The organism is Agrobacterium sp. 22-221-1, from assembly GCF_053522445.1.
In genome coordinates, this window is record NZ_JBNWCL010000016.1 from 16,752 (window position 1) to 42,488 (window position 25,737).

Genomic DNA, 25,737 nt, shown 5'->3' on the forward strand with positions numbered 1-25,737 from the left:
ATCTTCCTCCGTTTGCTTCAGCGCGTTGGACCCGCGCCTTTTCACCCACTCGCTCTTGTCGGAGATATGGGACAGCCCCGTTTCATGCCCGAAAAGAATTCGATGACGTGCAAACGAGTTTAGAGAAATTTGGTTCCAAGACAACCATCCGGTGAAAGGCCGATAAAATGAAACGCCTGCTCGTGTCAGGCTTCCACCTTTACATCGGTCAACGGGCGTGAGCAGCAGGCGAGAATATAGCCTTCCTCGATTTCCTCATCGAGAATGCCGCCATTGTGGTTCATCTCCACCTCACCGGAAAGCTTCAGCACCCGGCAGGTGCCGCAAATTCCCGATTCGCAGGCCGCCCCGATACGGACCCCGGCGGCGCGCGCCGTCATCAGAACCGTCTGGCCTGGCTGGCAGGGCATTTCTTTGCCGGAAAGGGTGAAACCCACCATCGACAGCGCCTCGCCATCCGCCCCGGTGAGGACAGTTTCACCAACGGTGACCGGCGCGGCCGGCGCGAAGCTTTCCTGATGATAGCGGCTCATGTCGAAGCCGGAGGCATCGAGCATCGAGCGGACGGCGGCCATGAACGGCTCCGGCCCGCAGCAGAAAACGGTTCGCTCCATGAAATCATGCGCGAGCAGCGCGATCTTGGCCTTGTCGACCATGCCCTTCAGCCCGGACCACAGATCGGTGCGGCCGCATTTCTCGACAATGAAGCCGAGAGACAGGTTCGGCATGAAGCGGGCGAGATATTCCAGCTCGTGGCGGAAAACGATATCGCCGGGGGTACGCGAACAATTGATGAAGGCAATATCGCTCTGCGGCGCACGGTCGCTCATGTCGCGCACCATCGACATCATCGGCGTGACGCCGGAGCCTGCCGAGATGAATAGATATTTGTCGCCGGGATGCTTGACGTAGGAAAAGTCGCCGAGCGGCCCGAGCGCCCGGATTTTCATGCCGGGTTTCAGATTGTCGAACATCCAGCGCGTGCCGATGCTGTTGGCCTGCGCCTTGACCGTGACCGACAGCGCATAGGGCCGCGACGGGCTGGAGGACAATGTGTAGGTGCGGTAAAGCGGCTCCTTGCCCACCGGCAATTCCAGCGTGACGAACTGCCCCGGCAGATAACGGAACCAGTTCTGATCCTCCGAGCGGAACAGGAACGTCATCACATCAGGCGTCTCGGGCGTCACCGAGATGCACTCCAGAAGCTGGAGCTTGTCGCTCCATGGCTTCATCTCGTCAATATGCTTATAGGTCACAACCATATTCATCTTCGCATCACGCTACAGCCGAAAGCCGGGCCTTATCGCCGGAGAGCCGGTCGACCATGAAATCGGAGTACCAGTTGACGAACTGCATCACGCCGCCCTCGTCCTCCATGGAATAGGGGCCGGGCTCGTAGGCCGGGGAACGAATGCCGAAGGCATTTTCCTCGACAATGCGGCGGTCCTGATCGTTGGTCTCGTTCCAGACGTGGGTGAGGTCTTCCAGATCGTAATCCACGCCCTCGACCGCATCCTTGTGCACCAGCCATTTGGTGGTGACCATGGTTTCCGTGGCGCTGAGCGGCAGCACCCGGAAGGAAATGGTGTGGTCGCCGAGGAAGTGGTTCCAGGTCGTCGGGTAATGGAACAGGAGCAGCGCGCCGATATGGCTGATGCTGACATCGTCAGACAGCGGCCGGCGCACGGCGCGCTTACCGGACATGGTGTAGCTTTCCGCCTCGCCGATCAGCGGCATGCGGGCGACGCGGAACTGGCCCTTGGGGTCGATCTTGAAACGGCTCGGCAGGCCGGCGGCCTCACAGCGCGCCCAATGGCCGCCGATCTCGGGATCGCTTGCACCGCCGTCCGTTCCCGTCACGCTCGGGTTTTCGGGATAGGTGCGGCAGAGTTCCGGGTGGTTGGCGGCGCAATGGTAGCACTCGCGGTTATTTTCCCAGACGAGCTTCCAGTTGCCCTTTTCGATGATCGTGCTCTCATGCGCGACCTTCGCTTCCCAGATGCGGTGCGGCGCCATGTAGCTCTCGACTTCCTTGCGCATGGGCTCGAAATCAGCCGGCTGATCGGCAAGGCAGATGAAGACGTAACCGGCGACGGTTTCGCAGGCGACCGGCTTCAGACCGAAATCGCCCTTGTCGAACTCTTCGCCCATATGGCGCGCGAACAGCAGCTTGCCGTCCAGATCGTAGGTCCACTGGTGATAGGGACAGACGAGGCGGGCCGACTGGCCCTTCTGCGTGGTGCAGACGCGCGAGCCGCGATGGCGGCAGGAATTGTGGAAGGCGCGGATCTGCCCGTCGCGACCGCGAACGATGACCACGGAATAGGCGCCGACCTGCACGGTGAAATAGCTGCCGGATTTCGACACTTCGCAATCATGGCCGACAAACAGCCAGTCGCGATACCAGATCGTTTCCATATCCAGCTTGAAATAATCCGGGTCCGTGTAGAAGGGCTGTTCCAGGCTGAAGCCTTCGCGGCGGTTTTTCAGCTGGCGCAATACGGTATCACGCAATTCCATGGCCAAATCCTCGATCAAACCGCCCTGCCCGACACCATTTGCGGGGTTGCGGAAGCATGTACTCATCTAAACACCGGCGCTCATTTGCGGCAGCACAAACAGCGACATTACCTTCCGCATTGGCGACAAATTGCGACATGCGCAATTCGCCCTCTCAGCCCATTCCGCTGGGAAATCCGACAGCTATTCAATGACGGAAATGACGTCGCAATATGACGCATGATGGCGCGCATCCTGCTCCCCACCCATTAAAAAACGGGGGATGCGGCGCAACGGAGTATTAACGCGCCCTAAATTATCTTGCCGGATCGACAGCAACGAGGGTGTTCCCGGTGGAGAAGGCGACACGCATACGCTATTTCGATGCGAGCAGGCATTCGCTCACACCGATACGCTCGAAGACCGCGCATTCCGATTTCCTCCGGACCGGGCGCATCAGCCGTTATGAAGAGCGCTGGCTGCCGAAAGAACGCGTCTATTACAGCCATGACGAAGTGGCTGCGCTGACCGGGCGAAAGCTGGAAGCTGCCGCCGATGCCACCCACAGCCGACTGAACGGCTTTCACCAGTCCATCCGTTTTCCGAAGATGGTTTTTCACCATCTGCTCAATGACCGGCCGCATCTCGGCTATTGTCACGTCACGGCGGCGAAAACCAGCTTCGACGCCGAGCGCCATGTGCTCTGGTCCTTCTATTTCGCGAATTTCTTCGCCGAGCTGAGCGGGGCTGAAAACTTCTTCGAAAATATCGATGCGCGCTATTCGCGGATGTATTTCGCCGTCGCCATCAACGCGCTTCCCGATCAGGAACTCGCCGTCGATACCTCCGTCCATCGCGGCGGCCTGCTATTCCAGACCCACGATCCGCGGGTGGCGCTGAAAAACGTGCTCATGCTCGGCGCGCGGTCCGAGGAGATGCGCAGGATCATCAAGGCGATATAAAACTTTCCATAAGCCTCTGAAATACGCTATTGACCGCCCTGAAAGGCAGCATCATGGCGCGTCATATCGATATAGACAAAGAGCGGGAAACGGCCCTGCAGGCATCCGTGGCGGAGCTTGCCGCTGGCCAGCCCATCGCCCTGCCGACGGAAACGGTCTACGGCCTTGCCGCCGACGCCACCAATCCGGCGGCGATTACCCGCATTTACGAGACAAAAGGCCGGCCGCAGTTCAACCCCCTGATCTGCCACATGGCCGATATCGCCATGGCCGAACGTTACGCCGTCTTCGACCCCATATCTCTGAAGCTGGCAGAAGCCTTCTGGCCCGGCCCGCTGACGCTGGTGCTGCCGCTGAAACCGGCGAGCGACATTCATTCGCTGGCGACAGCCGGTCTCGATACGGTCGGCATTCGTGTGCCGCAGGGGTTTGCCGGCGATCTGATCCGCCGCTTCGACAGGCCGCTCGCCGCCCCCAGCGCCAATAGTTCCGGCAAGATCAGCCCGACAAGCGCTTCCCATGTGGAGGCGGATCTCGGCCGGAAGATCAATCTCATTCTCGATGGCGGCGCGGCTTCCGTCGGTGTCGAATCCACCATCGTCAAGGTGGAAGAGGATGGCCGGGTGCGGCTGCTTCGTCCCGGCGGCATCGTCACCGCGGACATAGAGCGCATTGCCGGTAAACGGCTCGAACGGCCAAAAAAAGCCGCCGCCGCCATTGAAGCGCCGGGAATGCTGGCCTCGCATTACGCGCCGGGTGCGGCCGTGCGCCTTCACGCCACATCGGTTCTGCCGGGCGAAGCGCTGATCCGCTTCGGCGGCATCGCCATTGCCGGCGAAGACACGGCGCGCACCGTGCTCGATCTCAGCCCTTCCGGCGATCTTTCCGAGGCCGCCGCCAATCTGTTCGATTATCTTAAAGCCGCCGATGCGAGCGGCGCAGACATGATCGCCATTACCGCCATTCCCACCCATGGTCTCGGAGAGGCGATCAACGACCGCCTTTCCCGCGCCGCCGCGCCGCGAGGCTGACGGCACCCAATCCTTTCGCCCATGTTTCAAAAGACAGCGAGACGCCGCCCATGACGACCACCGCCATCCCCTCCTCCGACATCCTCGACCGCTTCACCGCCATTGTCGGCGAAAAAAACGCGGTCCGCGACCCGGCGGAAATGGCGCCGCGCCTGGTGGAAAATCGCGGGCTTTATCGCGGCGCCTCGCCGCTGCTCATCAAGCCCGGTTCGGTCGAAGAGGTTGCCGCCATCCTGAAGCTCGCCAGCGAAACCGGCACCGCCATCGTGCCGCAGACTGGCAATACCGGCCTCGTGGGCGGACAGACACCGCGTGCCGAAGGAACGGACATCATCCTGTCGCTGGAGCGCATGAACCGCGTTCGCGATATCGATCCCGTCGCCAATATCATCGTCGCCGATGCCGGCTGCATTCTCGACGACATCCACAAGGCTGCTGATTCCGTGGAGCGGATGTTCCCGCTGTCGCTCGGCTCGCAGGGTTCCTGCCGCATCGGCGGCAATCTCGCCACCAATGCCGGCGGCACGGCGGTGCTCGCCTATGGCAACATGCGCCAGCTTTGCCTTGGGCTGGAAGTGGTGCTGCCGACCGGCGAAATCTGGAACGGGCTGCGCCGGTTGAAAAAGGATAATACGGGTTACGATCTGCGCGATCTCTTCATCGGCTCCGAAGGCACGCTTGGCATCATCACGGGTGCGGTGCTGAAGCTCTTCCCGAAACCGCTCGGCCATCAGGTGGCCTTTGCCGGGCTCACCTCCACCGAGGATGCGCTGAAGCTGTTCGAGATGGCCTCCAATCTCTGCGGCACGGCGCTCACCGGTTTCGAACTCATGCCGCGAATCGGCGTCGAATTCACCGCCCGGCATATTCCCGGCGTGCGCGATCCCCTGGAACAGCCGCATGACTGGTACGCGCTCATCGATATTTCCACCTCCGACTCGGCCGAAACGGCGGATAGCATGATGCAATCGCTGCTGGAGCGCGGTTTTGAGGCCGGACTGGTCCAGGATGCGGTGATCGCCGCGTCCGAAGCGCAGCGGCAGGCTCTCTGGCACATGCGCGAAAGCATGTCGGAGGCGCAGAAACCCGAAGGCGGCTCGATCAAGCACGATGTTTCTGTTCCGGTGTCGAAAATACCGGAATTCATGGCGACGGCGGAAAAGGCGGTTCTTGCTGCCATACCCGGCGCCCGCGTCTGCGCCTTCGGACATTTGGGCGACGGCAATATTCACTACAATATTTCCCAGCCGGTGGGTGCCAACAAGGCAGAATTCATTGGCCGCTGGCGAGACATGAACGAGATCGTGCACGGCATCGTGCTGTCGCTTGGCGGTTCCATTTCGGCCGAACACGGCATCGGGCAATTGAAGCGCGACGAACTGGCCGCCATCCGCCCCGGCATCGAAATGGAACTGATGCGGCGCATCAAGCACGCTTTCGACCCCGCCGGCATCATGAACCCCGGCAAGGTTCTGGTCGGGTAAAGCGGCCCCGAGGTTAGGCCGAGGCCCGCAGCGCCCAGGCGGGCACCATTTCCGCATTCAGCCGGCGCGGTTTCTGCGCGCCGACAAATTGCGTCAGGCTCATGCCCGATTTCGCAATCGACACCGCATGCTTCTTTGGCAGAAGATATCCGTGTTCCAATGGCGGAATACGCCGCAGCATACGGCTGAAGACATTGCGCCGGTGATAGCGCGAGGGCGAGAAACGGGCCGGCTGCGCGCAGATCGCCACATATTCGAGAATCTCGTCGATCCAGCCCGCCTGCGGGCGCGCGCCCGGCTCGATCAGAAGCAGCCAGCCGCCGCGTGCGGACTTCACGACGTCTTCGATGTCCCACTGCCCATAAAAACGGCAGCCGGCCGCATCGGCGACGCGCGACGATCCATCGCGCGAACCGTGATCGAGAATCACAACATCGCTTACAAGCCCTTCCACGGCCCCGGTTACAAGCGCAGACAATGTGTGCGCCAGTTCCGGCTCGTGATCCCGGCATTCCATTATGACTGTCAACATCTGCATAGCTCTAACGCATCGCACAATAAATTGCCACTATGCTCATCGCTGTAAAATCCAAGGCTGTCCATGCCCACCGACCGCAAAGTCTGCGGACGTGGCCGTGCCTGTCGCGGTCACATCCATCTCTGGAGAACGAGCCGGAATTTGCAATTTTGTTCTTGTATTGTTCTCATTCCTGATGTAGGAATTTAATCATTCGGAAGGCGGTTGAAAGCCTGTCCGGACGGAAACGATTTAGGGCGTTGAGCGTGCCTTGAGAGGCGTGCGGCGTCCTGGGAGCATCCAGATGAGAAACCATACGCTTTCGGGGCAGGCTGCCTTCCAGCCGAGCCATATGCCGGATATTGCCAATGCGTTGGCCGATGCATCCGGCCTGCGCATCGAGATCGACCGCCGTCGCGGCCGTGGCGCCGGGCTGAACCCGGATGGACGCTTCGAGACCCTGCAGCACGAGGTTTTCGACGATGGCTGGCAGACGCTCGAGGACATGCCGGAATTCCGCACCGAGGTGCAGGTGGAAAAGCCGCGCAGCATCATCACCCGCAATGAATCGCCCGATATCCCCTTCGACCGCTCCATCAATCCCTATCGCGGCTGCGAACATGGCTGCATCTATTGTTTTGCGCGCCCCACGCACAGCTATATGGGGCTTTCCGCCGGGCTGGATTTCGAAGCCAAGCTCTTCGCCAAGCCGGATGCGGCAAAGCTGCTGGAACGGGAACTGGCAAAGCCGGGCTACAAGCCGCGGGTGATCGCCATCGGCACCAATACCGATCCCTATCAGCCGATCGAGCGCGAATGGCGCATCATGCGGCAGATACTGGAAGTGCTGGCCAAGGCCGATCATCCCGTCGCCATCGTCACCAAATCGGCGCTGATCAAGCGGGATATCGATATTCTGGCGCCCATGGCCAAAAAGGGGCTCGCCAAGGTCGGTATTTCCGTCACCACGCTGGACCGGAAGCTCGCGCGCAACATGGAACCGCGCGCCGCCACGCCGGAGAAGCGGCTGGAAGCCGTCAAGGCGCTGACCGAGGCCGGTATTCCCGTGGCCGTGATGATGGCGCCTGTCATCCCGGCGCTCAACGATCATGAGATCGAGCGTATTCTCGAGGCCGGCAAGGCCGCCGGCGCCACCGAAGCGTCTTATGTGCTTTTGCGCCTGCCGCTGGAGGTGAGCCCGCTGTTCCGTGACTGGCTGCTGCGCAACTATCCGGACCGCTACCGTCATGTCATGTCGCTGGTGCGCTCCATGCGCGACGGCAAGGATTACGACGCGGAATTCGGAAAACGCATGAAGGGCGCCGGCCCCTATGCCTGGCAGATCGGCAGGCGTTTCGAGATGGCGACAAAAAGGCTCGGCCTCATCCGCCGCGGCATCCACCTGCGCGACGATCTCTTCGTGCCGCCGGGCGGAGCCGGCGTGCAATTGTCGCTGCTTTGAAAGACCGATGCTGAAAACAACTCCGTCTGATCGAAGCACCATACGGAACGTGCGGCGATATCAGGCAGAATATGACAGGGAGCGGCGGCCTCTTTTTTAGACCGGCCACGCTCCCACGAAATGCCCGGCGGGTTTTCCCTGGCCCGCCGGACATCGCTCCCGGAACCGCCGCCTCGCGTGCGATCGTTTTTCCTCCGCCGCCCCGTTGGAGGATCAAAGGTCATGATGACCTTCGGGGCACGGTGAGCCACGCCCCTTGACCCCGGCTCACCATGCCTGTCATCGCCCGCTTCCGGGGGCTTGCAGGAGATCGGGTGTGTGTGCCAGTTTCGCCGCATGAAACGCACGGCCACACCCGATTCTCCTGCTCTTTTTGATCTTGCCGATACCGGCCCCGATTTTTCCTTCGAACTGGAAGCGAAAAAAAAGGGCCTCTGGCCCGTGGCCGGCACGGATGAGGCAGGCCGGGGACCTCTGGCCGGACCGGTGGTTGCGGCAGCCGTCATTCTCGATCCGGACAATATTCCCAAGGGGATGGACGATTCCAAGAAGCTGACGAAGCAGAAGCGGGAAAGCCTGTTCGTACAGATCATGGAAACCTCGATCGTATCCGTCGCCTCTTCCGGCCCCGGCCTGATCGACAGCATGAATATCCTGCGCGCCAGCCTCGACGCCATGCGCCGCGCCGTGCTCGGTCTCGAAATCTCCCCTGCCCTCGTGCTGGCCGACGGCCGCGACCGCCCGCCCGGCATTGCCTGCGAGGCCAAAGCCGTCATCAAAGGCGATTCCCGCTCCCTCTCCATCGCCGCCGCCTCGATCATCGCCAAGGTAACCCGCGACCGAATGATGGAACGCGCGGGTGCGGTGCACACATCCTACGGTTTTGAAGGCCACGCCGGTTACGGCACGCCGGCCCACCTGCGCGCCATCGAAAGCCACGGGCCCTGCCCGCTGCACCGGATGAGTTTCAGGCCGCTGAAGCGGGATTGATGACAAGTAATGGAGTTCCAACCAGAACCTCCGCTATCGACCCGATCTGGACATCGACGAGCAACTATGCGCACCGTAAATCATGTCCCTGACGCAAGACCTCGAGAAAATTCTGGAAACTGTCCTGCCAACCGATCCCAGCTTTCGCCGGATCGAACAACCGACGATAGACAGCTGCATTTGTGACACTCGACGATACGCTTTGGAGGGCTCCAAAGAGGCCTTTCTGTTCTCCGCGATGCGCCTGCTCGCACTTCCCGACAACGGACACACACGGCTGATCCCGAACGATTCCATCGCGGTACTCCCGCTGAGGTTTGTGAGCGTCGGGACGGTGGTACAGTTAACTGACACGGCACTGGAAACAACTGCGCCAAGAGGAGAGCTGATAGCAGTCAACGGCACACCTTTGGGCCAAATTGAAGCCGCCGCAGAGAAATTTCTGGCGGGAACGCGCCAGAGGAAACGGGTCATCGGGCCGATTCTTCTGGCATGGCCGTATGCATTGGCCCACCTCGGTTTTTCTTCAAAAGAGAATACGACCGAATATCGCGTGAAAGACGAGAATGGGCGGATAACCGATTTGAAAGTGGAGAACGGGCATACGGTTCCTGCATCGATGCTCTACCCGAGAAACGAGCATGGTAAGGCTGATCCGGCCTGGAAGCCCGAGAGATTTGTGGAGATCAAGGACTGGCAGGGGCTTGGGCTTTCAATATCATTGCCAAGTTTCTTCGATCCAGGCGAAACTGCGCTGCCGAAGGCCATCTCTGGTGCAGCGGAGCATGTAAGCACCTGCCCGAGCAAAAAACTCTTGATTGACGTTCGCGGAAACACCGGTGGCGACTTCCTTCAAACGATGCCCTTGATCGACGCCATCTCTGAAAACGCAGGCAGGCAGGTTGCTGTGCTTGTCGACAAATTCACGTTTTCCGCAGCGATAGTGTTTGTAGCCATCCTCAAACATCGTTTGGGACGTAGGCTCAAACTTATCGGGGAAGAAATGGGCGACGGGTTAAGGTTTTTTGCCGAGGGAGGGTTGCTCGATTTGCCGATCAGCGGAGCGGTCGTTCGATACTCATCAGCCTTTCACGACTGGGAGAACGGAACCAGCGACGAAACCACACCGGCTGAAATCGCGCAGCAACTGGTCCCGGCAGGAAAACTGAATTTGGATTGGGAATGGGTCGTAAGGTCCAGTGCTGAGAATGCACAAGGCGCGTTCTATCAACAAGTTCTAAAGAGTCTGAACGATTAGACGAACGGCGGCTAAGCCCACACTGTTGACGGTCGACCCTCGGAAAATGCTGCGCCAGGTATGGAATGGCCGCCTTCGTTTTCGGCGCCGCGGCAATCAGGCGACGCACACTTCATCCATCCGCTTCTGGCGCAAAGCGGAAGCGCAATCCGACATTCAGCATCAAAAACACCAAAGCCGATCACCGCCACCTCCGAGGGAGGCCTGCTGGAGCGAATGCCGCATTTCCATAGTTCAGGCTTCACCACATCCGGAACCAGCCTTTACCACCTCAAACAAAAAACCCCTCACGGCTTGCGCCGGAGGGGTTTTGAACAATACCGAGATAAATCTCAGTTCAGCTTCGACTTCACTTCGCCGATCGTGGCGGTGAAAAGCTTGGCCTTTGCGGCGGCGGTGGTCTTTTCGGCAATGAGCTTCTCGGAAGCGGCAATGGCGATATCCACGGCGGCGGCGCGGACGGCGCCGATGGCGTCGTCTTCGGCCTGCTTGATCTTCTGTTCCGAAAGGGCCGTGCGGCGGGCGACGAATTCTTCCGTCTTCTGCTTGGCTTCTTCCGTCAGGGCTGCGGCCTCGCGCTCGGCGGCGGCAACGATACCTGCGGCTTCCGCCTCGGCTTCCTTACGCTTGCGCTGATATTCGGCCAGCAGGTGCTGGGCCTCTTCGCGCAGGCGCTTGGCTTCGGCCAGCTCGTCCTGGATGTTCTGGGCGCGCTCGTCCAGAGACTTGGCGAGCATGCCGGGAACCTTGAGATAGGCAACCAGAACGAAGAAGAGGACGAGACCGACGAGAGCGAAAAATGATGCATCAAATGCCATATCAGGCTCCCTTCACGTTCGAAGCGGCGGCAATCGCTGCCTTGACGTCCGTGTCCTTGACCTTGGCGCCGACCAGCTGGTCGACGATTGCGGTCGCGGTTTCTTCGGCGATTGCGCCGACATCGGCGAATGCCTGTTCCTTGATGCCGGCAATGCGCTTTTCGGCGGCGGCGAGCTTTTCAGCAAGACCGGCTTCGATAGCGGCGCGGTCGGCATCGGCCTTCGCCTTTGCGGCGTCACGGGCCGCAGCGCCGATGGAGCCTGCCTTGGCGCGAGCTGCCGCGAGTTCTTTTTCATAGGTTTCGACGGCAGCGTCGGCTTCGCTTTTCAGCCGTGCCGCTTCATCGAGATCCTGTGCGATACGTCCATGACGGTTTTCGAGAATGCCGCCGACGCGCGGAACGATGACCTTCTGCATGAGCAGGTAGAAAAGGCCGAACGTGATCGCCAGCCAGAGAACCTGCGATGCATAAGTAGACTGGTCGAACGGCGGGAATACGCCGGAAGCGCCGTGTTCGGCGCCGTGCGCCACACCGGTTTCCGTGTGCGTGGCTTCCGGTTGCGGCTGGCCGACAGCCGGAGTTTCCGTATGCGTTTCACCTACGGTCGGTGCTGACTGGGCATAAGCCTCGGTCACGAACATGCTCACCTCCAGGGGTACTGCAAATGCGAAGGATCACGGCACGCCAGTTGCGGGCCGTGATCCAGACCTGATGCCGATATTAAACAGCGAACAGGAGAAGGAGAGCAACGAGCAGCGAGAAGATGCCCAGAGCTTCCGTAACGGCGAAGCCGAATACCAGACGGCCGAACTGGCTGTCGGCAGCAGAGGGGTTGCGCAGTGCGCCGGACAGGTAATCACCGAAGATACGGCCGAGTGCGAGGGACGTACCAGCCATGCCGAGGCATGCGAGACCTGCGCCGATGTACTTTGCTGCTTCCGCTTCCATGTGAGACTCCTTGAGATATTGGTTGTTGCGGCTGTTTTTGACGCCCGTTGCCGGGGCCAGCGACTTTACTTCTCAGTGACCACCATGCACGGCGTCGTTCAGGTACATGCAAGTCAGTACCGCGAAGACATAAGCCTGCAGGAAGGCAACGAGAAATTCGAGAGCGGTCATGGCGACCGTCATGATGAGAGGCAGGACAGCACCGCCGACACCGAGCGCGCCGAGCGCGCTCATGGAGGCGACGAAGCCTGCGAAAACCTTGAGAGTGATGTGGCCGGCCAGCATGTTCGCGAAGAGACGAACCGAAAGGCTGATCGGGCGCGACAGGAACGAGATCATTTCAATCGACGCCACAAGCGGCAAAAGCGCCTTGGGCACGCCCGAGGGGGCGAAGATGCCGAAGAAATGCAGGCCATGCTTCCAGAAACCGTAAACCAGGACCGTGCCGATGACGAGGCAGGCGAGCGCGAAGGTGACGATGATCTGGCTGGTGACCGTGAAGAAATACGGGAACATGCCGAGAAGGTTCGCCGTCAGAACGAACATGAACAGCGAGAAGACGAAGGGGAAAAACACCATGCCCTTCTTGCCGGCGCCTTCGCGCAGCATGGAGGCGATGAATTCATAGGACATTTCAGCGACGGACTGCATGCGGGTCGGGATCAGACCGCGGTTCGACGTTGCGAAATAAAGGAAACCGGAAGCCGCAGCCACGGTCGCGACCATGAAGAGCGACGCATTGGTGAAGGAAAAATCGACGCCGCCAATTTCGATCGGAATGATCGGCTGCACCAAGAACTGATGGGTCGGATCGTTTGCCACCGGCTGCCCTCTTTACCTGTCGCCGCCTGTCGCGGCATCTCAACTGCAAGAAAAAACAGCTTAAACGCCGCCTTTTCCACCCTCGTCTCGCCTGTCCGCCTTCTCCAGCAGCGGCGGCTTGGCCACCGCGCCGATCGAGCGCAACACATTCAATACGCCTGCGCAGAAACCGAGAAGAAGAAGAACGATCATCCCCCACGGCGTCGTGCCGGCAAAATAGTCCAGAAGATAACCCAGCATAGCGCCGACCACGATGGCCGAAATGAACTCCGATGAGAGCTTAACCGCCATCGCAAAGCCCTTCCGGCTTTCCGCAGCGTTGGTCTCCGCCCTCACTTCCGCCTCATCCTCCGCCTTCACCTTCGCCAACTCGTCAGCAAGGCGCTTGCGGCGCTCGTCCAGACTATCGTCACGGTTGCCAGTCATCTTAAAATCCCACCCATTTTCTCCGTTCCAGCCATGCCAGAACCCTTTGGAGTTGTAAACGGTGACGGATTAAGCCTGTTCCAGCCCGCTCTGAAGTCGCGCGCAACATAGTTTTAGGGGCTTCTCTAGTCAAGGCACTGCGAGCGGTTGTTTTGACACAAATTAATCATGCAAAAACAACAGCTTGACATCAAATCGCGGTTTGGCGGCGATGTTTCACCAGGGAATCGGCATTTTTGACACGCAAAATGCGATAAATCGGCGGTGGTATCAGCTCCAGCCGCCACCATAGGTACGGTAAAAGACGTGCAATCCGATTCTGCCGACCTTCTTCATTGTGCGGCCCCAGGCGGGACGCACATAAACGGCGTGATAATGGGTTGCCGAACCCACTTCCTTCATCCAGATTTTGCCGGCGGTGGTGGCCATGGCCACTTCGCGCGCCATTTTCCAGTGGCGTTCGGAATTCACCCGGTCCTTGATATTGTCGCAGGCGAAGGAAAACTGGCAGCGGTTACGCCAGTCCTTGTTCTGATAGACGACGCCGCAGATGGTTTTCGGATAAGCGGGATTGCGCACGCGATTGAGAATGACCTGCGCCACCGCCGCCTGCCCCTTCACCGATTCTCCGCGCGCCTCGAAATAGATGCCGGAGGCGAGGCATTGCTGTTCGGCTGCGGAAAACACGCTGGCGGGCAGCGGGGTGGCCGCCCAGGCGTGGTCGTCCTCGGCGATCTGCGGCACGAAACGGCCAGCCTCGGGCTTTTTGAGAATGGCGTCGAAGGGCGACTCGCGGGCGAAATCCGGTTCGGCCGGCGCATAGGCCGTGGCGAGAATATCCGGCGTGCGATTGGTGATGAGTTCGGCCAGCATCGGCGAGACGCTTCTGTCCGCCTTCTTTTCCTCGCGGCGGAAATAGAAGGAGGCGAGTTCCACATCCTTGCCGCGCTTCGGCTTGACGAAAGCGGTGCGGTCCTTGCGCTTCAGCGGCTCGATACCCAGCATGCTGGTGCGTTGCAGGACGGAACCGGCGGTGAAGGCCTTGGGCGGCTGCATGATTTCGGTGGCGACGATGCGGCCCTTCTTGGCAGCGCGGTTGACGCGCTCGCTGTCGGGCGTCGTTGCCTCGCCCTTCTTGTTGGTGACGAAGGCGACCTTGCTGCCATTGGGCAGGGTCATGCCGCCGCCCTGCAGCGCCGCCTCCCCTGCCGCATCGTTAAAGGTGAGCGAGGCATTGTGCACCGAGCCCGCCGGAGAGGCTGTCAGCACCATGCGCCATTGCTCGCCGCCATTATCAAGACCGGCCAGAAGCGAGGCCAGATCCGCGCGCGCAGCGAGGGAGGGAAAAACGAGCCAGGCGGCAAGGCCGAAGACGACGGGCGAGGTCCATTTTGACGCCCACCCCTGAAGGGACACGGGGGACCGACGACGCATTACTCTTTTCGAACGCAAAACCAGCACTCCGAACACCGACAACCATATTTGCTACAGGTGTTCGAGAATCTCTTATTAACCTTGATGCTTGGTTAACGCCGCGCGCGGACGCGGCTTCACGTTAATGTGTAACCATCCTCCAATAGTCAGACGACGACGTGCGAACCCAGTTCCACCACGCGGTTGGCCGGCAGGCGGAAATAATCGGACGGATCGGCGGCGGTCTCGGCGAGTGCGATGAACAGGCGGTTCTGCCAGCCCGGCATGCCCGATTTCGGGTCCGGCACCAGCTTGCGACGGCCGAGATAAAATGAGGTCGACATGATGTCGAATTTGTAGCCGGTGCGCCGGAGATAGCCCAGCGCCTGGGTGACATTCTGGGTTTCCATGAAGCCGAAATGCAGCTCGACCACGACAAAGCGCTCACTCATCTTCGTCAGCGTATAACGATCTGCGGGATGAACGCGGGGCTGGTCTTCGGTGCGGATCGTCAGGATGACGTTCTTGTCGTGAAGGACGTGGTTATGCTTGAGATTGTGCAGCAGTGCGGCTGGCGCCGCTTCCGGATCGCCGGTGAGGAAGATGGCCGTGCCGGGCACGCGCACCGGCGCATGGGCGCTTTCCTTTTCCACCGAGGCGATGAAAGCCTTCAGCGGCACATCGATACGGCGGGTCTTGGCGAAGAGGATTCTCGAACCGCGCTGCCAGGTGGTCATGATGACGGTGAAGGCGATTGCCAGCAGCACCGGCACATAACCGCCATCGTGAATCTTCAGGAGGTTCGCACCGAGGAAGATCAGCTCCAGCGCCAGAAGCGGGGCCAGCACGGCAATGGCCAGCCAGACCGACCATTGCCAGCGCTTGCGCACGAATTCGAAGAACATCAGGCTGGTGACGACCATCGCGCCGGTGACGGAAATACCGTAGGCGGTGGCCAGCGCATCCGAACTCTTGAAGGTGAGCACCAGCGCCACGACGCCGAACAGCAGGATGGTGTTGACGGCCGGCAGGTAAATCTGCCCCGTATTGGTTTCCGAGGTGAAGAGGATTTCCATGCGCGGCAGGTAGCCGAGATGGATCGCCTGACGCACGAGCGAAAACGCGCCGGTTATGACCGCCTGGCTGGCGATGATGGTGGCGGCGGTCGCCAGAATGACGGCCGGCAGGATCGCCCATTGCGGGAACATCAGGTAGAAGGGATTGGACATCGCCGCAGGGTCTTTCAGCACCAGCGCCCCCTGCCCGAGATAATTCAGCGTCAATGCCGGGAAAACCAGACAGAACCACGCCCACTGGATGGGACGGCGGCCGAAATGGCCGAGATCGGCGTAAAGCGCTTCCGCCCCGGTAATCGTCAGGAAAACCGCGCCAAGCACAACAATGCCGTAGAAGCCTTCACTGGCCAGAAACTCCACCGCATGCCACGGGTTGAAGGCGAAGAGGATGCTGAAATCATCGGCGATATGAAGGAGACCGGCCAGACCCATGACGATGAACCAGACGGCAGTGATCGGTCCGAAGAATTTCGCCACCGTGCCCGTGCCGTGGGACTGGATGGCAAAAAGGCCGATGAGAATGCCGACGGAGATCGGGATGATGAAGGCGTCCATTTCCGGCGTGACGAGCTTCAGGCCCTCCACCGCCGAAAGCACCGATAGCGCCGGCGTAATCATGGCATCGCCCAGAAACAGCGCCGCACCGATGAGGCCGAGCACGATGAGAACGCCGCGATGGGTGCCCGCCGTCTTCATCAGCAGCGCCAGCAGCGACAGCGTGCCGCCCTCGCCGTCATTGTCGGCGCGCAGCAGCAGGGTAATGTATTTGAAGGTGACGATAATGGTCAAAGACCAGATCATCAGCGATGTGAGGCCGATGACTTCTTCCTGCGTCACACCATCATAGGCGATGGGCCGCAGGGCCTCGCGGAAGGCGTAGAGCGGGCTGGTGCCGATATCGCCATAGACGACGCCGATCGAACCAAGGATTGCGGCGTAAAGCCCCTTGTTCTTGTGCTCGTCATCCGCATCCGGTTTCTCGGCAACATCCTTGTCAGCGATCTGGGACATGATGATCCTGGCTCCTCAGAGCCAGCCCTTCCAACGAAAAAAGAGAAACGGGATGATGGCGGACATCAGCATGACGATGAGCGCGAGCGGATAACCAAATGTCCAGTTCAACTCCGGCATGAGCTGAAAGTTCATTCCATAGACAGAGGCCACCAGCGTCGGCGGCAGGAACACCACCGAAGCGATGGAAAAAATCTTGATGATGCCGTTCTGCTCGATGTTGATGATACCAAGCGAGGCGTCCAGCAGGAAGGTCAGATTGCCGGAAACGAAGGAGGCATGTTCGTTCAGCGACTGAATATCGCGGCCGATCGACTTGCCCTGCTCACGCGCGCCCTTGTCTTCGCGCACCTGATCGCTGGTGGACAGAAAGGTCTGAAGGCGCGCCAGAGATGCAAGGCTCACGCGGACCTTCGATATCAGCCGGTGATAGGCGGCGATGTTGCCGAGGCGGTCTTCGAGATAGCGCGGCGCCTTGCGTTTGGAACGAGCCTGGCTACCGAGAATGTCAGCGGCGAGATTGTCGATCCCCGTAACCGAGTTTTCGAGAATCTCCGCCGTGCGGTCGACGATGGTTTCCAGCAGCTTCAGGAGCAGCGCCGCGCCGCTGCGCATCTCGTGCGGAACGCGGGTGATGGCGGCAATGAAGAGATGGAAGGATTTCGGCTCGGCGTAACGGATCGTCACCAGACGCTTGCCGGCAAGGATGAAGGCGACGTCTGTGAGACGGGGATCGTCCGAATCCGCCTTCCACACCAGGGAGGCGGTCATGAAGACATTGCCGTCTTCCATATAAAGCCGGCTGGAGGGTTCGATATCCTTTAGATCTTCGCGGGTGGGCAGATCGAGTCCCAGCAGCTTTTCCACATGCTGCTCTTCCGCCCTGTCCGGATTGACGAGATCGATCCAGACGATGTCGTCGGGAATCTGTCCGGAGCCGTCGTCTGACGACAGGCTGATCGCCTCGCAATTGGCGCGATAGGCTTTTATCAATCCGTTTCTCCGCTCCACATTGCAGGCTTCAGCCGCAATGCTGCTTAACATATCCTGTTTGCGCTCGGCAAACCCTTGGACGACACTTCAGGGAACGCTGGAACGAGCGGGATTTTCACAATCTCGCCAGCCCGATGGACCAAGAGCCAAACGGCGCAGGCGTATGCGCCCAAAGCGAGATGCAATCAAGCAATATTTTTTCTCGACAGCATTGCAGGCGAAGCATTTCTGCAGTTCAAATCCGGAAAGCCTGCGCGATACTGGCGATTAATCTTCTGTTTTCAAAGGATTATTCAAAGTGGGCAGACATCTGCCCGATTTTCCGTCCGTGATTGCCGCGCTACTCGAAAACGATCTTCGGCGCCGCTTTTCTCTCGCCCGCACCGATGCGCGCCCAGACTTTTTCGGCAATATCGCGATAGATCGCGGCCTGCGGGCCATCGGGCTCGGCGGCGACGACCGGCGTTCCGGCGTCCGACATTTCGCGGATGGAGATGGTGAGCGGCACTTCGCCGAGGAAGGGCACGCCTATCCTTTCAGCCTCCGCCTTCGCGCCGCCATGGCCGAAAATATCGTAGCGCGCGCCGGTATCGGGCGCGATGAAATAGCTCATGTTCTCGATGACGCCGAGGAGCGGAACCTCCACCTTGCGGAACATGGTGATGCCCTTGCGTGCGTCGATCAGCGCCAGATCCTGCGGCGTGGAAACGATGACGGCGCCGGCGAGCGGCACCTGCTGGGCGATGGTAAGCTGCGCATCGCCGGTGCCGGGCGGCATGTCCAGCACCAGCACATCCAGTTCGCCCCAGGCCACTTCGCGCAGCATCTGCATCAGGGCGGACTGCACCATCGGCCCGCGCCAGATCATCGCGGCTTCCTCATCCACCAGAAAGCCCATGGACATGACCTTCAGTCCGTAATTTTCCATGGGAAGGATGATGCGGTCTTCCTGCTGCTGCGGGCGGCCGGAAATTTTCAGCAGTCGCGGCAGCGAAGGGCCATAAATATCGGCATCGAGCATGCCGACGTTGAGGCCGAGCGACTGGAGGCCGAGCGCCAGATTGACCGCGGTGGTCGACTTGCCCACTCCGCCCTTGCCCGAGGCGACGGCGATGATGGCCCGCACACCCGGTACGCCCACCTTCGATGAGCCGGGCTGTTGCGCCGGCCGGCCGGTTGCGGCGGCGGGGCGCGCGGGTGCGGGTTGCTGCTGGCCGGGCTTGCGGTCGGCCGTCAGCGCCACGACCGCGCCGACGATACCTTCCACGCTTTTGGCCGCCTGTTCGGCGGCAAGCCGCAGCGGCTCCATCTCCGCAGCCTTGTCGGCCGGGACAGTGATCGAGAAATAGGCCTTCGCATCGGCGATGAAGATTTCCGAGACCATGCCGAGTGCGACAATGCTCTTGCCGCTGCCGGGATAGATCACCGCTTCCAGCGCCTTTTCCACCTGGCTTCTGCTGACCTCTGCCATATTCCTGCTCCGCTTCATCATCCGACCGGGTATTGCGTGCCATCCATAGACAAGCCGGAGCGCTTCGCCAATGCCAAAGCGCGACAGTCCGGCATTCGCGACGATTTAACGCTGCGGTTTCAGATTTCGTCGTCCATCTCGAGCGTTTCCGGATCGAAAACATGGCCGTCGAAAAAACAGTCGGGGCCGAGCACTAGACCCGTGCGCGATGCGCCGACATGAACAGGCTCACGCAGCGTGCCCTCGAGCTTCAGATTAGCACCCGGCACCGGCACGAAAAGCGGTTTCATCGCCTTGCGGAAAATATCCGGCCGGTAGGCGTTGCGGGCCGCCTCCACCACGGCGGGATCGAACCGGTAATCGGCGGAAACCTCGCCCCAGCGCAACATCTGGCTGAAGAACCACAGGGCCTGGCTCTGCCAAGGGAAATTGGCGGCCTTGGCGCTCGTCACGAAAAACTCCTGAAAACGCTGCATGTCCCTCTGCGAGGTGGAAATATAACCCGTCAGCGCCGGCAGCAGGAATTCGCCGTTCTCATCCATATATTGAGGGGCGGCGAGGATGCCGGCCAGTTCCTCGATATTGGCGGCATTGGCGCACCATTCGCCGGCGCGGTAAAGGGCACGCAGCAGCCCTTCAAGAAGGGCGGGATTGTCCTCCGCCCAGCGCTTCTTCGTAGCCAGTATCTTTTCCGGCGCATTGTGCCAGATCAACGCCCCGGTGGTGACGATCCGGCCGGCGCCGCCGAGCACCACGGCGCTGCCCGCCGGTTCGGCGGTACAGAGCGCATCGACCTTGCCGCTTTCCAGGAGCGCCGGCATCGCCTTCGGCAGGGCCTCGACGATTTCCATATCCCGGCCGAGTAGCACGCCGCAGCTTCCGAGCAGGTAACGCAGCGCATAAAACGGTGTGGAGACGATATCCTCGACCGCAAAGACCGGCGGATTTCCGCCCGCCGCCCGGCGCGCGGCGCAGACACGGGCCATGGCGCGTCCAAAAGCCGCCGGGTCCGGCAGCTTCAGCCCTTCGCGGTAGAGTTCGTCATAAAATCCGTGGGAAACGGTCGTTGCGGATCCACCGAGGGAAAGCGTGAAAACGCCGACAATATCGGCCGGCAGGTCATCAAGGCCGACAGCGGAGCCGACCGGAACCGGGGCGGGCAGATGCGCGACGTGAACGCCATCATCGCCAAGCGCCGCAAGCACGGCGCGGGCGGACTGTTTTCGGAAAAGTTCGAGTTCTATGCCTTCATCGGCAGCAAAGCCTTTTTCGGCAGCGGCTATCAGCACGGCGCAATCGATAGTCGGAGAAAATCCTGCTTTTACCTTATGCCGTTCCGGCAAACGATTTCTCCTTTCCGGTGATTCGAAAAGAGGATCGCCCAGGAAGCGGTTTATCACAATGATAAAATTAAGATTTCGCTATTTTATCAGGCCGACCCGCAGCGCTTTTGCGACGGCCTGGGTGCGGTTGACCGTGTCGAGTTTTTTCGTCGCGCGGTTCAGGTAATGATTGATGGTATGTTCCGACAGCATCATGATTTCAGCGATTTCGGCGCTGGTCTTGCCGGCGGCGGTCCAGTTCAGGCAATCGATCTCCCGCTCGCTCAAGGTTTCGGGAACCCTGAGATCGAGGCGACGGATTTCAGACAGCCGGGCAAAGACATGGCTGGAAATGTAAAAAAGCTCCGCAAGCCGGCTGGCGGGCACAGCCGTCTTGTTGCCGGAAAAGGATACCGCGCCCCGTCGCATGGTGATGTCGTGAACGGGGAACCAGACCGAATTGATCATCTCGAACCGTTCGAAAAGGTTGATCACGGTTTTCTTGGCGATTTCTCCGTCGCCTCTGACCAGAAAATCCATGGAGACGGAAAAGGGCACGGTCGATTTTTTCAACTGCGCCATCACCCGGCTGGTCTGGAGCATGCCCTCTTCATCGTAACGCTGCAGAAGCTCGGCCGGCCAGCTGGTGATGATCGTATATTGCGACAGTTCGCTCGCCACTTCCGAAGACAGGTCGAGCACCATGAAAGCCTTGAATTCCCAGGCCTCCGTCAGCCGTTTCAGAAACCGGAATATATCGAATTGCGTGTTGAGATCGGCGATCTCGCGAACGCAATCAACACCAATCGACTGAACGGCGGCCGTCTCTGTTTTCTGCATCAAAGCTGTTCTTCGAGAATGAGAAAATGCCGCCGCAAAGGCCCGCCCTTGCCCGGAAATTGTTGCGGATGTTACTCACCAAAACGATTCATGCAAACAAAAGTTGAAAACTTAATTCAGAATAGTCGAAAATAATGTCGAACGCATCTGAATGGGTGCATGGCCGGCGGTTCCGCACGGGAAAATCCAGGGACTGCGCGCCCTGTTTCCTCAACCATCCGCAACCGGGGATAATCTGCAGGCAAGATCGTCGGAAATCCTGTCGGCAGTCTCGCGCACCAGGGGGGCCCATTTGCGGAGCTGTTCCACATCCACGCGATAGGCCGGACCGGTGACGGAAATCGCCGCGCGAAAATTGCGGCCGGGCGCCCGGACCGGCGCGGCGACGCAATGAATTCCGATCTCGTGCTCCTGAAGGTCGAACCCGTAGCCATTGTCGCGAATGGTCGCCACCTCCGCCATCAGCGCTTCCGGCGTCGTGACCGTGCTTTCCGTGAAGCGATGAAAATCCAGTTCCGCAGCCAGCTGCGCCAGTTCTTCGGCGGAGAGCAGCGACAGCGCCGCCTTGCCCACGCCGGTGCAATAGGCTGGCGAGGTTTTGCCGACCTGCGAATGCATGCGCAATGTGTGCTGCCCCTCCATTTTGTCGAGATAGGTGACCTGCCTGCCGTTCAGCACGGCGAGATGCACCGACTCCTGTGTCACTTCCTGCAAGGCCGCCAGATGGGGGGCCGCGACGCTGCGCAGGTCGTTGCCGCTCCAGGCCTTCGCGGCCAGTTGCAGCAACCTCAGCCCCACGGCATAGGTCTGATCGGCAGCGTGATCGACAAGGCCTTCGGCGACAAGATGGGCGAGCTGACGGTGAACCGTGCCCCGCGGCTGGCCGCAGGCTTCGACCACATCGGTAAAGCGCATCGGTTTTTCAGCAAAGGCGATCAACTCCAGCAGCGAGACGGCCTTGCCGAGCGTGCCTGTCTCAACTCCGGCTTTCCGTTGCGCCATCGGAACCGCATCAGGCTTTTGCCCATTGGGCTTTTTATTATCGGGCATGGCAACATCCACCATCATCTGCCTTGACATAAGCGTGACGCCAAGAGAATAATTCCATTTAGTAAAATCTAGTTCCAAATAATGGAACAATCAAGCCTTTCATGGACGAGATGACGCCGATGACGCAAGCCCAATTTCCGGACCTCAAGGATGCGGGCGTGCTCGTCACCGGCGGCGGTTCCGGCATCGGGGCATCGCTGGTGGAAGCCTTTGCGATGCAGGGCGCGAAGGTTTCGTTCATCGATATCGCCGAAGAGCCAAGCCTTGCGCTCGTCAAGCGGCTTGCAACGACGGCGCCGCATCCGGTCCACTTCTTCAAGACCGACCTTCGCGATATTGCGGCGATCGGAAAGACGGTGGAGGCCGCGGCCTCCGCCACCGGCGGCATCAAGGTACTGGTCAACAACGCCGCCTGGGACGACCGCCACGACATAGACACGGTGACGGAAGCCTATTGGGACGCCAATCAGGCGGTCAATCTCAAGCAGATGTTCTTCACGGTTCAGGCAGCCCTGCCCTATCTGCGGCAGGCGAAGGACGCCTCCATCGTCAATTTCTCGTCCATCTCGTTTCTGCTCAACATGGGCGAGTTGCCCTCCTATGCGGCGGCCAAGGCCGGCATCATCGGGCTGACGAAAAGTCTCGCCGGACGGCTGGGGCCGGAAAATATCCGCGTCAACACGCTACTGCCCGGCATGATCGTGACGGAGCGGCAGAAGGAACTATGGCTGACGGATGAGGGCATTGCCGCCACCACCGCGCGGCAATGTCTGAAACGCACGCTCGTCGCCGCCGATCTGGCGGGCCCGTGCCTGTTTCTCGCATCATCGGCATCGGGCGCCATCACGGCGCAATCCATAATCGTAGACGGAGGCCTTCTATAATGTCCGAACCCGCTTTCATCGCCGTCGACTGGGGCACGACCAGTTTCCGGCTCTGGCTCATGAGCCGATCGGGCGCGGTGCTGGCGGAGCGCAGAAGCACGGAAGGCATGACCACGGCCATGCGAACCGGTTTTGCCGATGTGCTGCAATCGCACCTCGACGCCATCGGTGCGCCGGAAGGTTTGCCGGTTCTCGTCTGCGGCATGGCAGGCGCGCGGCAGGGCTGGGTCGAAGCGGGTTACATCGACGTACCGGCATCGCTTTCGGCCGTTCTCGATGGCGCGGTTCGCGTGCCGGGCCAGGCGCGGGATGTGCGGATTCTGCCGGGGCTGGCGCAACGGGACAAAAACGCGCCCGACGTCATGCGCGGCGAGGAAACGCAATTGCTTGGCGCTCTCGCCTCCTCGGATGCCGGTGAAAAGCTCGTCTGCATGCCCGGCACCCATTCCAAATGGGTAACCGTGAAGGATGGCGGCGTGACGGGTTTCGCCACGTTCATGACCGGCGAACTTTTCGAAGTCGTCTCGAAACAGACGATCCTTTCCCATGCAGTGGCCGAGGCCGAAGCCTTTACCGGCGAGCATGAGGCTTTCACGGCGGCGGTGCGCGACATCTATGCCAATCCGCAGCTTGCGACCAATCGCTTTTTCACCCTTCGCTCCGGCCAGTTGTTGCACGGCCTCACCGCCACCGACGCCAAGGCCAAGCTTTCCGGCATCATGATCGGGCTGGAAATCGCCGGCGCGCATTCGACAGCGCGGCGGGAGACACCGGTGGTGCTGATCGGTTCCGGTACGCTCGGCGCGCTTTACGAAGGCGCCTTCACCGCCCTTGATATCCACTATACGGTCATCGATGCAGACGAGGCCGTGCGGCGCGGATTGCTGGCCGCTGCAAATGCCATATGGCCATAAGAAGAAAGATCGACCATGCGTATTCCCTTCCCTTCCATCAAATATCCGTTGATCGCCATCCTGCGCGGTCTGAAGCCCGAGGAAACCGAGGGCGTCGTCGGCGCGCTGATCGAAACCGGCTTCCGGGCCATTGAAATTCCGCTCAACTCGCCCGATCCGTTCCGCTCCATCGAGATCGCCGCGAAGATGGCGCCCGCCGATTGCCTGATTGGCGCTGGCACCGTGCTCAGCGTGGAAGACGTGGCCTCGCTGGATGCGGCCGGCGGCAAGCTGATGGTGAGCCCCAATGCCGACGCCGATGTGATCGTTGCCGCGCGCGTCAAGGGCATGGTGACGATGCCGGGCGTTCTCACCCCCACCGAGGCGTTGGTGGCCGCGAAGGCCGGCGCGACGGGGCTGAAGTTCTTTCCCGCCAGCATCATCGGCCCCGCCGGCATCAATGCGATCCGGACGATCCTGCCGAAGGATCTGGTGATCGCCGCCGTCGGCGGCGTCTCGGACAAGAATTTCGCCGAATATACCTCGGCCGGTATCGTGGCTTTCGGGCTTGGCACCAGCCTTTACAAGCCGGGCATGACGGCGGCGGAGGTGCGCGAACGCGCCACTGTCACACTTTCAGCCTATGATGCAGCCATCGGAGGATAAGAGCTTGGCGACTGTTTTTCCCTTTGCCGGACGTGTTCTGGACGAGACGCCGATGCTGCTTGGCGAAGGCCCGACCTTCGACCCTGCGACCGGCACCGCCTGGTGGTTCAATATTCTCGAGCGGGAACTGCATGAGCTGCATTTCGCCTCCGGCCGCAAGACCGTGCACGCCCTGCCCTTCATGGGCAGTGCGCTCGCCAAGGTCAGCGACAGCAAACAGCTGATCGCCTCCGATGACGGGCTTTTCCTGCGCGACACGGCAACCGGCGTGCTGACGCTGCATGCGGAGCTGGAAAAGGATTTGCCCGGCAACCGCTCCAATGACGGGCGCATGCACCCCTCCGGCGCGCTGTGGATCGGCACCATGGGCCGCAAGGCGGAGACCGGTGCGGGCAGCATCTATCATGTCGCGAAGGGCACCGTGACCAAGCTGTTTGCCGAGATCAGCATTCCGAATTCGATCTGCTTCTCGCCCGATGGCGCGACGGGATATTACGTCGATACCAAGGTGAACAAGCTGATGCGGGTGCCGCTCGATGCCGAGACCGGCCTTCCCGCAGGCAAGGCTGAAGTCTTCATCGATTCCACCGGTATCAAAGGCGGCATCGACGGGTCGGTCTGCGATGCCGAAGGGCATATCTGGAACGCCCGCTGGGGCGTGGGTGCAGTGGATCGTTACGATGCGGACGGCAATCACATCGCCCGATATGAGGTGCCCGGCGGACAGACGACCTGCCCGGCCTTCATCGGCCCCGACGCATCGCGCCTTCTCGTCACCTCGGCGCGCGAACATCTCGATGATGACGCCATTGCCACCAATCCGCAGCATGGGTTGACGTTCGAGCTGGGGGTTGAGGTGAAGGGTCGGTTCGAGCCGCTTTACAGGCTCTAAGGCGCGG

Annotated in this window: 25 protein-coding genes; 10 read left to right on the forward strand and 15 right to left on the reverse strand. The window is 60.5% G+C overall.

What is annotated here, in order from left to right:
- Positions 1-185: 185 nt before the first annotated feature.
- Together ACQZ5N_RS20575 and ACQZ5N_RS20580 are read right to left on the reverse strand one after the other, a co-directional pair.
- Positions 186-1,268, reverse strand: coding sequence for an FAD-binding oxidoreductase (locus ACQZ5N_RS20575; protein ID WP_035237666.1), 1,083 nt, complete (start codon positions 1,266-1,268; stop codon positions 186-188).
- A gap of 7 nt (positions 1,269-1,275) precedes the next feature.
- The gene (locus tag ACQZ5N_RS20580; protein ID WP_059760874.1) at positions 1,276-2,520 is read right to left on the reverse strand and encodes an aromatic ring-hydroxylating oxygenase subunit alpha; all 1,245 of its coding nucleotides are present in this window, start codon (positions 2,518-2,520) and stop codon (positions 1,276-1,278) included.
- Between the two features lie 332 nt (positions 2,521-2,852).
- On the opposite strand from ACQZ5N_RS20580, the gene ACQZ5N_RS20585 reads away from it, so the two are divergent.
- The 3 genes from ACQZ5N_RS20585 to ACQZ5N_RS20595 are packed head-to-tail and all read left to right on the forward strand — an operon-like array spanning position 2,853 to position 5,976.
- Positions 2,853-3,461, forward strand: coding sequence for a DUF6656 family protein (locus ACQZ5N_RS20585; RefSeq protein WP_059760871.1), 609 nt, complete (start codon positions 2,853-2,855; stop codon positions 3,459-3,461).
- 53 nt (positions 3,462-3,514) lie between these two features.
- Positions 3,515-4,492 (forward strand): L-threonylcarbamoyladenylate synthase, encoded by a 978-nt coding sequence (locus ACQZ5N_RS20590; protein ID WP_448733991.1) that lies wholly within the window; start codon positions 3,515-3,517, stop codon positions 4,490-4,492.
- 50 nt (positions 4,493-4,542) lie between these two features.
- Positions 4,543-5,976 (forward strand): FAD-binding oxidoreductase, encoded by a 1,434-nt coding sequence (locus tag ACQZ5N_RS20595; protein ID WP_448733958.1) that lies wholly within the window; start codon positions 4,543-4,545, stop codon positions 5,974-5,976.
- 13 nt (positions 5,977-5,989) lie between these two features.
- Here ACQZ5N_RS20595 and ACQZ5N_RS20600 read toward each other — a convergent pair whose 3' ends face one another.
- Positions 5,990-6,508: a glycosyltransferase family protein gene (locus ACQZ5N_RS20600; RefSeq protein ID WP_003521054.1), complete on the reverse strand. Its 519-nt coding sequence runs from the start codon at positions 6,506-6,508 to the stop codon at positions 5,990-5,992.
- A 289-nt stretch (positions 6,509-6,797) separates the two neighbouring features.
- Here ACQZ5N_RS20600 and ACQZ5N_RS20605 point away from each other — a divergent pair, with 289 nt between their 5' ends.
- The 3 genes from ACQZ5N_RS20605 to ACQZ5N_RS20615 all read left to right on the forward strand — a co-directional run bounded on the left by ACQZ5N_RS20605 (position 6,798) and on the right by ACQZ5N_RS20615 (position 10,203).
- Positions 6,798-7,955, forward strand: a complete 1,158-nt coding sequence (locus tag ACQZ5N_RS20605; RefSeq protein WP_020810756.1) for a PA0069 family radical SAM protein — start codon at positions 6,798-6,800, stop codon at positions 7,953-7,955.
- Positions 7,956-8,291: 336 nt separating this feature from the next.
- Positions 8,292-8,945: a ribonuclease HII gene (locus tag ACQZ5N_RS20610; protein ID WP_448733992.1), complete on the forward strand. Its 654-nt coding sequence runs from the start codon at positions 8,292-8,294 to the stop codon at positions 8,943-8,945.
- A gap of 82 nt (positions 8,946-9,027) precedes the next feature.
- Positions 9,028-10,203 carry a peptidase S41 gene (locus ACQZ5N_RS20615; protein WP_448733959.1) on the forward strand — a complete coding sequence of 392 codons (1,176 nt, stop codon included), beginning with the start codon at positions 9,028-9,030 and terminating at the stop codon, positions 10,201-10,203.
- 332 nt (positions 10,204-10,535) lie between these two features.
- Here the strand turns inward: ACQZ5N_RS20615 and ACQZ5N_RS20620 are convergent, their stop codons facing one another.
- The 12 genes from ACQZ5N_RS20620 to ACQZ5N_RS20675 all read right to left on the reverse strand — a co-directional run bounded on the left by ACQZ5N_RS20620 (position 10,536) and on the right by ACQZ5N_RS20675 (position 22,425).
- The gene (locus ACQZ5N_RS20620) at positions 10,536-11,021 is read right to left on the reverse strand and encodes a F0F1 ATP synthase subunit B (protein WP_020810758.1); all 486 of its coding nucleotides are present in this window, start codon (positions 11,019-11,021) and stop codon (positions 10,536-10,538) included.
- Between the two features lies 1 nt (position 11,022).
- Positions 11,023-11,664, reverse strand: a complete 642-nt coding sequence (locus tag ACQZ5N_RS20625) for a F0F1 ATP synthase subunit B (RefSeq protein WP_059760786.1) — start codon at positions 11,662-11,664, stop codon at positions 11,023-11,025.
- Positions 11,665-11,743: 79 nt separating this feature from the next.
- Positions 11,744-11,971: a F0F1 ATP synthase subunit C gene (locus ACQZ5N_RS20630; RefSeq protein ID WP_003494147.1), complete on the reverse strand. Its 228-nt coding sequence runs from the start codon at positions 11,969-11,971 to the stop codon at positions 11,744-11,746.
- 72 nt (positions 11,972-12,043) lie between these two features.
- Positions 12,044-12,793 (reverse strand): F0F1 ATP synthase subunit A, encoded by a 750-nt coding sequence (locus ACQZ5N_RS20635; RefSeq protein WP_003521045.1) that lies wholly within the window; start codon positions 12,791-12,793, stop codon positions 12,044-12,046.
- A 60-nt stretch (positions 12,794-12,853) separates the two neighbouring features.
- Positions 12,854-13,219, reverse strand: a complete 366-nt coding sequence (locus tag ACQZ5N_RS20640; RefSeq protein ID WP_448733960.1) for an AtpZ/AtpI family protein — start codon at positions 13,217-13,219, stop codon at positions 12,854-12,856.
- Positions 13,220-13,489: 270 nt separating this feature from the next.
- Complete coding sequence (locus tag ACQZ5N_RS20645) at positions 13,490-14,653, reverse strand: cell wall hydrolase (protein ID WP_448733961.1); 1,164 nt, start codon at positions 14,651-14,653, stop codon at positions 13,490-13,492.
- A gap of 146 nt (positions 14,654-14,799) precedes the next feature.
- Positions 14,800-16,719, reverse strand: a complete 1,920-nt coding sequence (locus ACQZ5N_RS20650; protein WP_020809266.1) for a potassium transporter Kup — start codon at positions 16,717-16,719, stop codon at positions 14,800-14,802.
- A 15-nt stretch (positions 16,720-16,734) separates the two neighbouring features.
- Positions 16,735-17,712 (reverse strand): magnesium transporter CorA family protein, encoded by a 978-nt coding sequence (locus ACQZ5N_RS20655; RefSeq protein WP_448733962.1) that lies wholly within the window; start codon positions 17,710-17,712, stop codon positions 16,735-16,737.
- A 340-nt stretch (positions 17,713-18,052) separates the two neighbouring features.
- Positions 18,053-19,183 carry an Mrp/NBP35 family ATP-binding protein gene (locus ACQZ5N_RS20660; RefSeq protein ID WP_448733963.1) on the reverse strand — a complete coding sequence of 377 codons (1,131 nt, stop codon included), beginning with the start codon at positions 19,181-19,183 and terminating at the stop codon, positions 18,053-18,055.
- A 119-nt stretch (positions 19,184-19,302) separates the two neighbouring features.
- Positions 19,303-20,526, reverse strand: a complete 1,224-nt coding sequence (locus tag ACQZ5N_RS20665) for a CmpA/NrtA family ABC transporter substrate-binding protein (RefSeq protein ID WP_448733964.1) — start codon at positions 20,524-20,526, stop codon at positions 19,303-19,305.
- Between the two features lie 78 nt (positions 20,527-20,604).
- Positions 20,605-21,345 (reverse strand): helix-turn-helix transcriptional regulator, encoded by a 741-nt coding sequence (locus tag ACQZ5N_RS20670; RefSeq protein ID WP_020809269.1) that lies wholly within the window; start codon positions 21,343-21,345, stop codon positions 20,605-20,607.
- A 210-nt stretch (positions 21,346-21,555) separates the two neighbouring features.
- Positions 21,556-22,425 (reverse strand): IclR family transcriptional regulator, encoded by an 870-nt coding sequence (locus ACQZ5N_RS20675; protein WP_448733965.1) that lies wholly within the window; start codon positions 22,423-22,425, stop codon positions 21,556-21,558.
- A 71-nt stretch (positions 22,426-22,496) separates the two neighbouring features.
- On the opposite strand from ACQZ5N_RS20675, the gene ACQZ5N_RS20680 reads away from it, so the two are divergent.
- Genes ACQZ5N_RS20680 through ACQZ5N_RS20695 form a run of 4 tightly spaced genes read left to right on the forward strand, consistent with a single transcriptional unit; the run spans position 22,497 to position 25,730 of the window.
- Positions 22,497-23,279 carry an SDR family NAD(P)-dependent oxidoreductase gene (locus ACQZ5N_RS20680; RefSeq protein ID WP_162935924.1) on the forward strand — a complete coding sequence of 261 codons (783 nt, stop codon included), beginning with the start codon at positions 22,497-22,499 and terminating at the stop codon, positions 23,277-23,279.
- Positions 23,279-24,193: a 2-dehydro-3-deoxygalactonokinase gene (locus ACQZ5N_RS20685; RefSeq protein ID WP_448733966.1), complete on the forward strand. Its 915-nt coding sequence runs from the start codon at positions 23,279-23,281 to the stop codon at positions 24,191-24,193. Before ACQZ5N_RS20680 ends, ACQZ5N_RS20685 begins: the two co-directional genes overlap by 1 nt.
- A gap of 15 nt (positions 24,194-24,208) precedes the next feature.
- The gene (locus ACQZ5N_RS20690; RefSeq protein ID WP_003521032.1) at positions 24,209-24,838 is read left to right on the forward strand and encodes a 2-dehydro-3-deoxy-6-phosphogalactonate aldolase; all 630 of its coding nucleotides are present in this window, start codon (positions 24,209-24,211) and stop codon (positions 24,836-24,838) included.
- A 4-nt stretch (positions 24,839-24,842) separates the two neighbouring features.
- A complete protein-coding gene (locus tag ACQZ5N_RS20695; protein WP_448733967.1) occupies positions 24,843-25,730 on the forward strand; it encodes an SMP-30/gluconolactonase/LRE family protein in 888 nt (295 codons plus the stop codon).
- The last annotated feature ends 7 nt before the right edge of the window (positions 25,731-25,737 follow it).